The sequence below is a fragment of the Paenibacillus sp. SRL342 genome (assembly GCF_984798905.1).
On sequence record NZ_OZ481790.1, the window covers coordinates 801,739 to 816,446 of the forward strand.

Annotated in this window: 11 protein-coding genes; 8 read left to right on the top strand and 3 right to left on the bottom strand. The window is 47.4% G+C overall.

Annotated features, from left to right (window positions below):
- Window positions 1–193: 193 nt before the first annotated feature.
- The 8 genes from AC4E8D_RS03745 to AC4E8D_RS03780 all read left to right on the top strand — a co-directional run bounded on the left by AC4E8D_RS03745 (window position 194) and on the right by AC4E8D_RS03780 (window position 10,826).
- Window positions 194–1,516, top strand: a complete 1,323-nt coding sequence (locus AC4E8D_RS03745; RefSeq protein WP_339306755.1) for an SGNH/GDSL hydrolase family protein — start codon at window positions 194–196, stop codon at window positions 1,514–1,516.
- 250 nt (window positions 1,517–1,766) lie between these two features.
- Complete coding sequence (locus AC4E8D_RS03750) at window positions 1,767–3,554, top strand: cache domain-containing sensor histidine kinase (RefSeq protein WP_490205869.1); 1,788 nt, start codon at window positions 1,767–1,769, stop codon at window positions 3,552–3,554.
- Window positions 3,529–5,082 (top strand): response regulator transcription factor, encoded by a 1,554-nt coding sequence (locus AC4E8D_RS03755; protein WP_490205870.1) that lies wholly within the window; start codon window positions 3,529–3,531, stop codon window positions 5,080–5,082. Before AC4E8D_RS03750 ends, AC4E8D_RS03755 begins: the two co-directional genes overlap by 26 nt.
- Window positions 5,083–5,302: 220 nt before the next feature.
- Entirely contained in the window at window positions 5,303–6,586 is a 1,284-nt protein-coding gene (locus tag AC4E8D_RS03760) for an ABC transporter substrate-binding protein (RefSeq protein ID WP_221818698.1), read from the top strand.
- Between the two features lie 140 nt (window positions 6,587–6,726).
- Window positions 6,727–7,629: a carbohydrate ABC transporter permease gene (locus AC4E8D_RS03765; RefSeq protein ID WP_047841423.1), complete on the top strand. Its 903-nt coding sequence runs from the start codon at window positions 6,727–6,729 to the stop codon at window positions 7,627–7,629.
- Between the two features lie 2 nt (window positions 7,630–7,631).
- Entirely contained in the window at window positions 7,632–8,471 is an 840-nt protein-coding gene (locus AC4E8D_RS03770) for a carbohydrate ABC transporter permease (protein WP_091039044.1), read from the top strand.
- Between the two features lie 106 nt (window positions 8,472–8,577).
- Window positions 8,578–9,786 carry a rhamnogalacturonan acetylesterase gene (locus AC4E8D_RS03775; RefSeq protein WP_445252502.1) on the top strand — a complete coding sequence of 403 codons (1,209 nt, stop codon included), beginning with the start codon at window positions 8,578–8,580 and terminating at the stop codon, window positions 9,784–9,786.
- Window positions 9,787–10,409: 623 nt separating this feature from the next.
- The gene (locus AC4E8D_RS03780; protein ID WP_221825748.1) at window positions 10,410–10,826 is read left to right on the top strand and encodes a sensory rhodopsin transducer; all 417 of its coding nucleotides are present in this window, start codon (window positions 10,410–10,412) and stop codon (window positions 10,824–10,826) included.
- Window positions 10,827–10,912: 86 nt separating this feature from the next.
- On the opposite strand, the gene AC4E8D_RS03785 is transcribed toward AC4E8D_RS03780, so the two are convergent.
- From AC4E8D_RS03785 to AC4E8D_RS03795, 3 genes are read right to left on the bottom strand one after another with little or no spacing between them, the layout of a single operon-like run.
- Window positions 10,913–12,070, bottom strand: coding sequence for a Ger(x)C family spore germination protein (locus AC4E8D_RS03785; RefSeq protein WP_221825750.1), 1,158 nt, complete (start codon window positions 12,068–12,070; stop codon window positions 10,913–10,915).
- The gene (locus AC4E8D_RS03790) at window positions 12,067–13,536 is read right to left on the bottom strand and encodes a spore germination protein (RefSeq protein ID WP_339306763.1); all 1,470 of its coding nucleotides are present in this window, start codon (window positions 13,534–13,536) and stop codon (window positions 12,067–12,069) included. Before AC4E8D_RS03790 ends, AC4E8D_RS03785 begins: the two co-directional genes overlap by 4 nt.
- Window positions 13,517–14,623 (bottom strand): GerAB/ArcD/ProY family transporter, encoded by a 1,107-nt coding sequence (locus AC4E8D_RS03795; protein ID WP_221825755.1) that lies wholly within the window; start codon window positions 14,621–14,623, stop codon window positions 13,517–13,519. The genes AC4E8D_RS03790 and AC4E8D_RS03795 overlap by 20 nt, the downstream gene beginning before the upstream one ends.
- Window positions 14,624–14,708: the final 85 nt, after the last annotated feature.

Consider the following 14,708-nt stretch of genomic DNA (forward strand, 5'->3'; position numbering starts at 1 on the left):
TTACGAAGGATGCCTAACGGCATCATCAGCATCGAATATGGAATTCAGCCGAAATGTCCGTTGCTCACGTAGTTTTCCTACGCTCCGCTACTCCATTTCTAGCTTCATCCCATCTTCTCGGTACTGAAAACCGACCTTTTTGAACACGTACATTTAGTGTAATTATAGATTCACGAGAAGGAGTGTTACCTGAATGAAGCGTAAACGTATATGGGAAAATACAGCTGCCGGTTTAACGGTAAGCATGTTGGCAGGAATGCTGCTCTTTACATCATCTGCATTGCCTGCACACGCGGCTGACAACAAAACCGGTGTATTGCCAGCGGGTACAAACGAGACTTCGCTGACAGCGAAGAAGGATGCAGTAGCCGTAACTAAGGAGTTCCGCATCGTCACATTGGGAGATTCCATAACGGTAGGTTATGAGCCCAACACAAAAGAATTGCCTTATGGTTATGTAGAACGTCTGCATGAGCAGGGTTTGCTGCATGGACGTACACAGGTGGACAACTACGGGATTGCCGGATTGAAAACCAGTGGCCTGAAAAACTTCACTACTGCAATTAAGGATGGCAAAACGCTGACTTCTGAAGCCATTCAACCAAGTCTTCCTGATCCAAGAGCGGGACAGATCGGAGCCAATACTGCTGCAATCCGTGAGAGTGTAGCACAGGCCAATCTGGTTGCAATTACCATTGGGGGAAATGACGTATCGGAGCTTCTCGGTACAGCAGACAAACTGAGTGATCAGGAACTGCAAGCCAAGGTAAAAGAATTACTCGCAACCTATACAGCCAATGTTAGTGCAACGATTAACGATATCCATGAAATTAATCCAACAGCTACAATTGTCATCGCCGACCAGTATCAACCGATGCCAGAAGTAGCAGGCAAAGCACTCTATGCCAAACTGATGGAGGCATCCCAAGGTTTCACACAGACCATTGATGGCATTGCAGCACAATTCACTGCTCAAGGTACCGATGTCAAAGTCGCACACGTCGCCAAGGAGTTTGTGGGTGGTGAAGGCACGATGACACATATGATTAAAGATCGTGATTTCCACCCGAATCAATTTGGATATGCGGCCATTGCCGAAGTATTTGCCAAAACGATCTGGGGAGATTACACCAAGCTGACTGCACCTGCGACAGGTGAGCCGATGAACATTATTGTGAGTGGCAAAACATTAGATACTCCGTACAAGCCGATTATCCGTAACGGCAAAAACTTTGTGGCGATCCAAGATATCGTGAACGCTGTTGGTGCTACTACGGTGTGGGATAACAAAACTTCAACCGCAACCATTACATATGGAGACCGGAAAGTTGCTGTGAAGATTGGTGCCAATGCTGTGAAGGTAAATGGAGCATCGGTTACTGTGGATACACCTGCATTCTTGAACAAGGTAGGCAAAGAGTCCAAAACATATGTACCACTTGCCATGGTGGCTGAAGGTCTTGGCTTTGATGTGCAATATGTAGCGAAGCTGAAAACTGTGTTTGTTAACCCGTAAATTGTATTTCATACTTTAACATGATGTTATTCAACGGCCAGAATACCTTGATCTGTTCAAGGTATTCTGGCTGTTTTGTGTTCATTTTGAGTTGCTGACACAGATGTATACCTTCTCTAATGACCTGAAATGTTGCATAAATATATCTTGTCAGATGACCAATGGATGTGTAAATATGAAAATAACTTACAATAAAACCACTAACCTATAGCATGACAGGCACCCCTCGAAAGCCAAAGGAGCGCTTAGGATGAACAAAATTAAGAACGCTTTCACAACACTGCCGATTCATCACAAAACGATTCTTCTCATCGGACTTTTGATGTTAATCAGCTTTACGTTTTATGCGTCCGTACTGCGATATGTGTTCAGTATCTATGACCGTCAGATCTATGAGAAATCCTCGCAGGTCCTCAATATGTCTTCGGTAGGTATTGAGAATCAACTTCGTGAAATTTCTAATCTTTCCTTCAAGGTAATGTCGGACGAGCCGCTTCAGCAATATCTGCTCCAACTGAAAAAGGCCGAAACGGGTTACGAGAAAAATGGATTACGTAAAAAAATTACCAACAGGTTAGTCGCTTATGCCGGTTCCGAAAAATACGTCTATTCCATGCTATTTATCGATAATGATAATAACGTTATGGCCGCAGGCAATCGGGAGGGGATTTCGGAGTCGAAGCAAAAGGAACTGGTTGCACTGGGACAGCAATACTCGGGCTCCAATGCCTGGCATACCAGTGGGGATAAACAGTCCAGGCTTTTGTCGGTCCGACAGGTAAAATCCTTTATTGGCGGAGCATTTACATTGGAGGACCTCGGTACACTGATCATCCGCGTCCGGCTGGACCGAATTGTACAGGATCAGATGCAAGAACCGGCTGAGGACTCCCAACTACTGATTACCGATGGAAGAGAAGTGATCTATCCAACAGAATCAGGCGTCAGTGAAGCCGAGATTGAGTCTGAACTGAAGCGCACCCAGCCCTACGGAATTGCCATGTTTGAGCATGGGAGACACTTTGTAGCTCGTGCGCATTCTTCCTATACGGATTGGACCTATTTGTACACAACCCCGTTTGACCAGATGTTTAAACAGATCCAGTTTGTCAAACAGTTGGTCACGGTGATCTTCATCATGATCTTTCTGGCGGCGCTTATCATTGGAGCGAGATTCTCTCGCAGTATTACACACCCGATTGCGCAGTTGATCAAAAAGATGCGTAATATCGAAAAAGGTGATCTGGATAAGCTGGAGGAGGCAGCCCTTGGCAATGTTCCGATATCTCCACAGAATGAGGTTGGGCTGCTGCATCGCACATTCAAGATGATGCTTCAACGAATACGTGAATTGATTGATGAGAATTATGCCAAGCAATTGGTGATTCGTGAGACTGAGTTGAAAGCGCTTCAGGCGCAGATTAATCCACATTTTCTATACAACACGCTGGAATCGATTAACTGGCTGGCTAAAGTACAGAAGCAACGACAGATCTCGGAAATGGTTGAGGCCCTCGGATTTCTGCTGCGTAGCTCTGTGAACATGTCCGAGAAGTGGATTACGCTGGAAAGAGAGCTGGACATTGTCCGCAGTTACGTGACGATTCAGCGCACGCGTTTTGAGGAAAGACTGGATTTCGACATGGAAATTGCCCCGGAGGTAGGAACGGCACGGATACCGAAGTTAACATTACAGCCTTTGGTGGAGAACGCCATACATTATGCACTCGAACCAAGCATTGACCCTTGCCGGATTCGGATCCGGGCGAGAGCAGAGGGAGATAAGGTGATTATTGAAGTCGAGGACGACGGTCCGGGGATGACACCGGAATTCCTGGAACAACTACACGAAGGACGTATTCAGACAAGAGGACAGGGCATTGGGTTATCTAACATCCAGGAACGAATCAGACTGACCTTCGGTGATGAAGGTGGAATGGTGATGAGCAGCAAGCCCGGATCAGGAACTGTAGTATCGATCAGCATACCTTGGATCAGAGAGGACGATGACGATGTACAAAGTGATGCTCGTAGATGATGAACGTGTCATTCTGGAGGGGATTTCCCAAGTGGTCGATTGGGCTGCGGCAGGAACGGAATTGGTGGATACGGCGAGGAACGGGATTGAAGCATTGGACAAAATCGGGCAGTCGCGACCCGATATTATTATTACGGATATTTCCATGCCAGGTCTGGATGGTCTCGGTCTCATAGAGAAGGCATCCGAAGCATACCCGGGAGTACGTTTCATAATGTTATCCGGCTACAAGGAGTTCGAATATGCTCGCAGAGCGATGCAATATGGTGTGAAGCATTATTTGCTCAAACCCTGCAACGAGAATCAGATCCATGAAGCGTTAATTGAACTGTTGCAGGAGCATCAGGATGCCCAGGTCAAGGAGCATGTTGCCGGTGAGATGAAACAGCGATTGCAGCGTGTTCTTCCACATGTGAAGGAGCAATTTCTGCTGGAGTTCATGACCAACCGCACCTATGGGCCGGTTGATCTGGAGTATTATCAGGAGCTGTTTGATCTGGAGCTTGAAGAGAACGCAGTTCGGTTACTGTTGTTCCGAATTGTAGATGAACATGATTACAGTCACTTATTTGCGATCAAAAACATTGCCAGTGACCTGCTCCCACATGTCCTTTTAAGCACGACCATTGAAGGCAAACTCCTCATCCTGCTTGCGGATTCAGCTGATCCGGCCGGACTGAAAGAAAGTATTGAAGAGGTTCGGGCTGCATTCACCAGACTATATAAATTGGAAGTGACCGCTGCGCTGAGTGAAGCAGATCGAATGATCCAGTCCCGGCGGTTGTTTCGTGAGGCATTGCAGTATCTGAACCATCGCTTTTTTATCGGTGAAGGCAAGCTGATCACGAAGAATGATCTGGTACTGGCGGGAGAATGCGACGGCGTGCACGTAGAGCAGGATGCGGAGCAACTGTGTCAGTTGATCAAATCGGGCAATACCGAGGAAACAGCGGTAGAGGTGGATCGTCTGTTTGATCTATTATCACGTCAGCAGCTGGAAATTGAAGTGACTCGCTCTTACGTAGTGCAGCTGTACTCGGCGATGGTTCATGTCTGTCCACCTGAGGAGGCAACGGAATTCACCCAGCGTATGGCAGAACTGCCGCATATCGATACGTTATCTGGTTTGAAGTCTTTTGTTGCAAGCAGTGCAGCCCGATTAACTTCCGGTTATTACAAAAACCATATCAGTCGCCAGTCTTCTGCCGTGGAGAAGATGATGGATATCGTGGATCGTCATTATGGAGAGGCAGATCTCTCGCTCAATGGAGTCGCCCATCAGATGTTGTATATGAATCCAGATTATCTGGGTAAGATTTTCAAAAAAGTCACAGGCGAGAATTTCTCCAATTACGTGAATCGTCTGCGCATTGAACGCGCATGTGACCATATTCGCAGAGGCGGGGATGTGAAAGTATTCGAGCTTGCTGAATTGTTCGGATTCGGTGGGAATTCACAATATTTCAGTCAGGTGTTCAAAAAGTGGACCGGTATGACACCTACGGAATTCCGCAGAATCGGCATATAACAATGGACTACCAATCATGTAATTCATGTCTGGGGAGGACGAACAGCGCCGAGAGGAGGCTGTTGTCCTCCTCTGTTTTTTGAACCAACAAGACGGTTTTGTGTATTCAACTCTGGTCGTACATTTGCGAAAATGACATTAACAAGTTTGTGAAAGCGTTATCAGAAACAAAAGGATAACTCGTTCACACAACCATATCAACATAAAAGGGGAGATTGGCATGGTGAAAAAGGCAATATTCCTGATGATGGCTGCTTTGCTCGTGTTTACAGCGGCATGTAGCTCAGGTGGAGGAACTGAAGGAGCATCTGGAGATGACTCAGTTACCCTGCGGATCGCTTGGTGGGGCTCGGATGCACGGCATGAATATACACAGAAGGTCATTGACCTGTACAAATCGAAAAACCCGAATGTCAAAATCGACGTGGAATATGCTTCATTTGATGATTACTGGAAAAAGCTTGCACCACAAGCAGCTGCAAATCAGTTGCCTGACATCGTTCAGATGGATATTTCCTACATCAGCCAATATGCACAGAATGGTCAGCTTGAGGATCTAGCGCCTTATCTGGGCAATCAGATCAAAGTGGACGATGTGTCCGAGAACGTTATTAGCACAGGTGTAATTAACGGCAAACAATACGGCGTACCTGCCGGTGTTAACGTTCTGGGCTTCCAATATGACCCTGCTTTGCTTCAAAAAGCGGGAGCAGAAGCTATGCCTGAAAATATGACATGGGAATCATACGAAGCACTGGGCAAACAAGCCGCAGAGAAAGGCCTGTATTTGGATGGAGGGGTAGCTCCTGATATCTTCTTCCATTACTTCCTGCGTACCAAAGGACATTCGCTTTACAATGCAGAAGGAACTGGCCTTGGTTATGATGATGACCAATTGTTTGTGGAGTTCTTCGGACTTATGCGCCGCATGATCGAGCAGGGTGCAGCACCTACGCCGGATGTAGCCAACCAAACCAAAGGCATTATTGAGGAATCAGATCTCGTGAAGGAAAAAGGAATTGGCGTATGGCAATGGTCCAACCAGTTCGTAGCCTTGCAACAGGTGGCGAACCGTCCACTCGAAATCGCTCCAATGCCAGGACCGGATATGGAAAAAGGACTATATATGCAACCAAGTATGTATTGGGGTGTAACGTCCAACTCCAAAGTGAAGGAAGAAGCGGCTAAATTCATTGATTTCTGGGTGAATGACGTGGAAGCGAACAAACTGATCAAAGGTGAGCGCGGTGTGCCAATTTCAGGAGCAATCAAAGAAGCTATCGCACCTGAGCTGAGTGACGCAACAAAACAGGTTTTTGAATTCGTAGCAGCCATGGAGCCAAAGGCTTCACCAATGAGTTCTCCGCCACCGGTTGGTTCACCTGAAGTAATCTCTGCTCTGGCAGATGTGGTTGAAGAGTTGAACTTTGGCAAAATTACACCTGAACAGGCAGCAGAAACATTCCGCAAGAACGCCGAATCTGTACTTGCGAACAATAAATAACAGTTGAATGATGGCTTGCTCGTCCCACTTCAGGGATGGTCGGGAATGGGGCTACTCGCGAATGCGAGGGCCTTTCCCCGTCCAGATAACCCGAAGCAAGGATGAGGGAGCAAGCTGATCCATGAAGGAGGTTCGTTCCATTGAGGCAGTATTCGTCGTTACGTAGAAACTTAACTGGATATGCGTTCATAAGCCCGTTTATTATTGGATTCCTGGGCTTCACACTCATCCCCATGTTTGTGTCCTTATATATGTCGTTCACGAGTTATAACTTGTTTACTTCTCCGCGGTGGATTGGTCTTGATAACTACACCAAAATGTTTTTTGATGACCCGAAATATTGGAACTCGGTCAAAGTGACGTTTCTGTATGTATTCATTGGGGTACCGTTAAGGTTGATCTTTGCCCTCTTCGTAGCGATGGTCCTAAACACTGGCTCTCGTATGATTGGAACGTACCGGACGCTGTATTACCTGCCATCCATTATCGGTGGTAGTGTGGCCGTATCCATTATGTGGCGTAACCTCTTCAGTAATGAGGGTGTTATCAACAGTGCTCTAACGGCAATCGGGATCGGGCCTATCAGCTGGTTTGGTGACCCGAATGCGTCCCTGGTTATGCTCATCTCACTGTCTGTATGGCAGTTTGGTTCGTCCATGCTGATCTTCCTGGCTGGTCTCAAAAATATCCCTACTGAGATGTACGAGGCAGCAGGTGTGGATGGCGCGAATCCTATACGGAAATTTTTCAGCATCACCTTGCCACTGCTTAGCCCGATCGTCCTGTTCAATATGATTATGCAGACGATTGGAGCATTCATGACGTTTGTACCTGCCTATATTATCTCCAAAGGCGAAGGCGGTCCAATGGACGGTACGATGCTGTACTCCCTGTATCTGTTCCGTCAGGCGTTTATGTTTAACAACATGGGTTATGCTTCGGCAATGGCCTGGATCATGCTCATCATGATCGGTATACTCACGGTAGCTGTCTTCCTGACATCCAAGTACTGGGTGTTCTACGAATCTGAAGGAGGGAAGTAACGATGGTTTGGAGAAATGTAAAGTGGCCCGTTTATCACCTGTTCGTTGCAGCTCTTGCCCTCCTGATGCTCTATCCGGTCCTATGGATGCTATTCAGTTCATTCAAGGAAAGCCGTACGATCTTTGTCACAGCGGATACCCTGTTTCCTGCGGAGTGGATCTGGAGCAACTATGTGGATGGCTGGAAAGGCACAGCTGGAAGACCGTTTATGGATTACATCACCAACTCACTTGTAATCGTAGTGATATCTACCATCGGTGCTGTGATATCGTCATCGCTGATCGCTTTCGGTTTTGCCAGACTTAACTTCAAGGGACGTACATTCTGGTTCTCCTTGATGATGTTAACACTGATGTTGCCACATGACGTGGTATTGGTTCCTCAGTACATCATTTTCACGAAGCTCGGCTGGCTGAACACTATCTTGCCAATTGTTGTCCCTACATTCTTCGGAATGCCGTTTTTCATCTTCCTGATGGTACAGTTCATTCGAACGATTCCGAAGGAACTGGATGAGGCAGCAACCATCGATGGATGTAACAAATTCAGACTGTATATCCAGATTATTATGCCGCTGATCAAGTCTTCTCTGGCGACTGCAGCCATCTTCTCCTTCTACTGGAGATGGGAGGATCTGCTCGGTCCGGTATTGTACCTGAACTCGCCTGATAAATACACCGTGTCGATGGCGCTGAAAATGTTCCTCGATAGCGAATCTGCTTCCAACTGGGGTGCAATGTTCGCCATGTCCATCGTCAGTCTGGTTCCGGTTGTAGCTGTGTTCTTCATCTTCCAAAAACAAATTGTTCAAGGGATGAGCACCAGCGGATTGAAAGGATAAGCCGGATTCACTGTATCTTCGTATCTTCGCCCGAATGAACGTTTACAAAAGTTAACCAAGGAGGTTATCGCTTTTGAATAAAGCTCAAGGTAGTCAGGCCGTTGCCATGGGGGCAGCGGCAGAGGGCCAGGCAGTGTCCGTGACCAGCTGGAAGTTTAACTTTGGACCAGACTCGGGAAGAGCAGATGAGACAGGGGATTATCTGAAAGTAACTGCAACAACCGCATATGAAGAACGCGGAGGATACGGATTCGAGGCAGGATCTCTGGTGTATGAGAAACAACGGAGCGGTGATGACGATGTGTCGGATCCCACGAAACAACATCATAACAATCCGGGGCAGACAACCATGTCTGCCCGATTGCGTTCAGGCTTCTGTATTCCGCTCAAAGCATCGTTCATCGTGGATGTTCCCGACGGAACCTACCAAGTATTACTTGTTGCAGGGGATGAATTGGCTGAGACAATGACCCGCGTGAAAGCTGGTGAAGGCAGGCTTGTACTGCCAACCATTCGCACACTTCCCGGACAATACGCAGAGGTTAGATTCTCGGTTGTTGTTCGCGGCGGCAGACTTCGTCTGTCATTCTCCGGTCCTGCACCGAGAATCAATGCGTTAGAGATTACCCTTGCGAATCAGACCATGACCGTATTTCTTGCTGGGGATTCAACCGTAACAGATCAGCCGGAAAGTGGATATCCGTATTGCGGTTGGGGCCAGTTATTGCCAGCGCAGTTCAAACATGATGTGGCAGTGGATAATCACGCCCAGTCAGGCCGAAGTTCCCGCAGTTTCATCAATGAAGGCAGATTGAGCGCCATTATGGAGCGAATGAAGCCAGAGGATTTTTTATTTATTCAATTTGGACATAACGATGAGAAGCCGGACCCTGAACGTGGGACGGACCCATTCACAACATATAAGGAATATTTGAAAAAGTATATCGACGCTGCACGCGAAGCCGAGGCTCGTCCAGTGCTCATAACCCCGGTGCATCGTCGCTATTTTGCGGATGATGGCACATTGACCGATACCCACGGCGATTATATCATCGCCATGCGTGAGCTTGCCGAAGAGGAAGATGTTCCGCTGATCGATCTGGCTGAGCGCAGCCGTCTTCTGTTCGAGCAGGCAGGCGTAGAAGGCACTAAGGACGACTTTATGTGGGTACTTCCAGGCGAGTATGTGAACTTCCCCTCAGGCGTGGAGGATAACACACATTTTCAGGAACGCGGCGCCCGCCGCCTTGCCCAGCAGGTGGCAGAAGCCATACGCGAGTTGCAATTGCAACCGTTGCAGATGTATCTGCGGTAATTAGTATCAGTAGAGGATCTAATTCTATTGTTCTAGGGGATAAGTTCCCGCAGGATTTTAAGTCCTGTGTGTCTGTATTTAAGCGAAGCGAGTTAAACGAAGTAACGAGCCAACAAAAGTTGCCCAGCGAAGAGCGAAGGCAATAATCTTTTAAAAGCCAATGGCGAGCGTAGCAGCGGAGGAGGGCGGAATCGGGTAAAGGGAGCGAAGCGTCCGCCTTTGGAGCGGGATTTCCCCTGCTGAGGGGAAATAGAAGAAATCCCGAGCCAACAGCGTTCCACAGCCCGATCCGCCCACCGAAGCGACTGCCCAGCGAGCTATTCAGGGTTTAAAAGCTGTAGCGAGTTAAACGAAGTAACGAGCCAGCAAAAGTTGCCTAACGAATAGCGAAGGCAATAATCTTTTAAAAAACAGGCGAGCGTAGCAGCGGAGGAGGGCGGAATCGGGTAAAGGGAGCGAAGCGTCCGCCTTTGGAGCGGGATTTCCCCTGCTGAGGGGGAATAGAAGAAATTCCGAGCCAACAGCGGTCCACAGCCCGATCCGCCCACCGAAGCGACTGCCCCGCGAGCCCACTGATTTTTAACCTATATTGCACTCGTGAAAAAAAAGGAGGATGTATTTCAATGACACCTGACCAGACAGAATTAGGCACATCTGCCAGGAAGAATGTTTCAGCAGCTACAGGCCACGCCTACTGGGTTATTCCGGATGGTTATATTCCCCCGGAGAGCCGGGGCACATTGGAGAGTCATGAGAGCATCTGTGTACTGAACACCAGTGCCGCGGATGCGGAGCTGCACATCACGATTTATTTTGAAGACAGAGAACCACTCGAAGGTATGGTCGCTGAAGTGCCAGCAAGAAGGACGAAGCATATTCGGACTGCATCGCTACGATCCGGGGAGCAGTCTATTCCGCCGGGCGTGCCTTATGCGATTACGGTTTCGAGCAACATCCCCGTTATCGTCCAGTACAGCCGTTTGGACACGACCCAGCCTGAATTGGCTTTGATGAGTGTCATGGCGTATCCATTAGGATAACTTCCCCAATCGACAGCATAGTTGGAGATGGCAAGAAGCCCCGTAACCTTGCATTCAATGCAGGTACGGGGCTTCTTTTCTTCATTTTATTTACCGTATTTGTACGTGCTCGCATTCAGGATATCCACGTGGACCTCCACTTTACCAAGTTTAAAACGTTTGAGTGGATCCGCCCGGTTATCGACTTCCTGTTTCCATAAGGGAAGGTTGTGGCGATATAAGTGTTCCACAAGACCATAGGAATCAATCATGCGCGACTTGTTTTTTTCGAACGTATCTCGGATTTGGGATTCGATCTGTTTCTCGGCTTCTTGTTCCATGGCATCTGGAGACCGAGGAGCCCCATGATCTTCAGTGATGGTACCTTTGGCCGAGGTAACCAGATCAAATGTGACGCCATCTCCTTGTTTCCTCGCCTTGATTTTTGTCTTGGGATGATGAAGCAACAAGGTTAAATCAGGAGTTTTTCCACCATTCCCATATACGTATAGTGGGTACTGATGTACTCGCTCATAATTTACGTATCGTGTACCATCTGCTTCTGCTCCCCCAACTCTACCCTGACTTTTGCTTTTGGAAATGACATAAAATCCATCCATTTTAACAAGGGGTGGCGTCTTATCGCCGTTGAACCAGGTCTCATTCCTTGTTGAAACCGAAGGTAAAAGAACGACGGAAGCCGGTTCCCGTAGTCCATCGAGAAGCTGATGGAGCCGGATAGGTTCGTAACTTGAATGCTGTTTGTATAACCTCATGGGCTCAAATATCTCGATCGTCTGGGCGGATTGATTCAGCAAGACCGAAGGAGAGAGCACTTCAGGAATGTCCTGCTCTGTAGCGTAGATCCATGGTGTATATCTCAACTGACCGGAATGCAACAGTGTATTAAAAGTATCTTCGAGTCGTCCGTTCAGCACATTTTTGGATAAAACAATGGCTTTGACATGGGTCCACAGTGTTTGCTGTTGTGAAGTCTCATATAGATCATTAATAGCCATACTGAGTGTTGTGCCTTCTCCCCGCCCAATCCAGATATCCTTTGCCTCCCGAGAAGTTGGTGCTTCCTGTTTAGCAATACTGGAGAAATCAATCAGTTGAGCGTAAGTAATATATCGATCATCCTTATAGTCTATCCCTACCGCCGTAATAAAGTTAATGCTCTGTACCTCTTTGGAGTCCCAGCACCCCGTTAACAGGATCAAGCAACATACAATTAGACCGCTCAAGGATGCCCATCTTGTCAAGGACGTTTTCTCCGACGGGTGGAGTCCTGGGTATGAAGTGCGGCTGGGCGCTTGGTTCGTTTCATCGAGGAATGCATGGATACGGCTTGGGTGAAGTCTTCGGGAATGTAGGGAGACACCGGGGCCAGATAGGATACACCATAACACTCCAGTGATACGATGTGGACCAGTAGAGCAAATAATCCAATCATAAAACCAAATAGTCCAAGTATGGAGGATATGGCAAGCATTGCGATGCGGATATGAGCTGTCGCACCACTCAGAACATTATTCACCAGTATATAGCTGGAAATAACAGAGATCGCTACCGTTACAATAATGGTAGGAGACGTTATTCCTGCACGGATGGCCGCATCACCGATAATCAGTCCACCAACTACGCTGACCGTCTGTCCCAAGGCGCGTGGGAGTCTACGGCCGGCTTCATTAAACAGTTCGAACATGAAGATCATCAGGAATGCCTCCAATGTTACCGGCAGGGGTAAGCCCATACGTGTTCCGGTAATAGTTGCGAGAAGAGGCAGAGGAATCTGTTCCACATTGAAGCTGGTCAGGCCGATATAGAAAGCGGGAAAGAAACAGGCGATCAATAGCCCGGAAATGCGCAAAATTCGCTCAAGGGTAACGATGAAGAATGGTGTGCTCTCATCCTCCGGGGATTTCAACTGATTAAACAGGGTGGTTGGGGCGATGATCGCTACCGGCGAACCTTCAATCAAAACAGCAAAACGTCCATTTAGCAAGGAATCAACCACAAAATCTGGACGTTCGGTGTTATCGGTAAGTGGAAATATACTGCGAACACCACCCATAACAGCCCGTTCCATAACGGAGCTGCCGATAATGCCATCGATCTCAATCTGATCAAGGTTACTCCGGGCTTCTTTCAGGATATCTGGATTAATAACATCTTTAATATACAATAGGCCAATAGCCGTCTGTGTACGTCCGCCTTTTACATACTTTTCATAACACATCGAAGAGGTTTTCATTCGTTTACGGATAAGGGCAATATTTACGGATAGTTCTTCTGTAAATCCGTCGCGTGGCCCTTTTACTGATGACTCCAAGGCAGACTCTTCCGGGCTTCGACCTGGAATGCTTGCGATATCCAGACTGCACGCGGGGTCTCCATTCCCGAAAATCAGTAGCAGTTGTCCGCTAAAAATTAATAAATTCAGATTGTCGGTGTCATTTAAATCTTCTACCGGATTCATGGCTAGTTTCATTTCTTTGGGATGTGTCTCTTCCAAATGCATGGAATGCTGTTCAAGACGAGGGATAATAAACTGATTGATTTGTTTTGCATCGACTAAGCCTTCGCAATATAGTGCAATCACTTGCAGGCCGTTTTCACTTTTGGCAGGAAAAGTTTGAAGAACGACATCGGCGCACGGATCAAATTGATCTTGTAATGAGGCCAGCAGTGTTTCATGGGACGTGGTGTCAATCTTCTGATGCTCCATGATGTTTCCTCCTCTGATGACGTGAGTGAATAAAGGCAACTGCCGTTGCTATAATCGCAAGTCCGCTCAGATACGCGAGATTGAACGGAAATATGTATTCGACCAGAAGCTTTTCGAAGGTCATATCATCCAGAGGATACAACATGGTTAGAATAAAGAACACACCTAACGAGATACAACTGATGAGCTTTCTGGTGGAGCTCTTAATATTCCATATTTCTACTATAATATACATGGCGAGACTAATCCGGGTGAACGAGCCTGCGAGCCATTGGTAGATGGAAAAGAAGTCGGTCTGGGCAATGTATTTACCCAAGGAGGCAATTCGCCATTCTTCAAAGGCGGGATATCGCATTTTGGCAGCTTCAAAAGGATCAAATTCCACAATGGCCCCAATGAGTGGGCCGACAGTCAGCCCCACAATAATGAGTGCCAGCATGAGGTACTGCCATACACGTATACGTTTGGTGAGGTGGGGTTGGATGTACCAGATGAACAGCAGTTCAAACATGCCTGCAAGACTGTATACCATGCCATTAAGTACAGGATGCCATCCGTGTTCAAGAACGGGCAGCAGACGGCTGTAATTCTTGTATTGAGTATTCACGATAGAGACATAGAACCCTAATAACACCACCAGTGGCAGGATCAATCCTGCTGTAAAAGCAAGTGAGCGAATACCTTTATACGCAGCGTAAGCACAGAGGGACATCAATGCAATACTGGTTACCAAAACAGGTGTCTCTGTCAGGTAGTTTGTTTTGGCCCAAGTCGTTGTATCGTGCAGGGTGAAATAAATTACGCTCAGAAAAAAAAGACTGTTTCCAACTCGAAAGAACAGGCCAATGGGTTTGCCGAGACGGGATGATAACCATTCATGCAGGGTTTGATGCTGGAGGAAGCGAGAGACATAGGCGAGCATTAGCGCAAATACGAGAAATGGTCCGGTTGATAATAGGACGGAAATCCAAGAATCCCTTTTGGCCGCAGCCAAAAGGGCAGGAATAATCAGAACATGGCTGATCAAGCCAACGGATAACATGATCAACATCATAGCTTGTAAAAATGAAGGTTGTGTTCGTTTCATGCTGAGGGGTCCCCTTTTTCCAATAGACTGTCCTCAGCAGTGTTAACGTGAATGGAGCGCTTCATACCGTCAGTGGAAATAACGA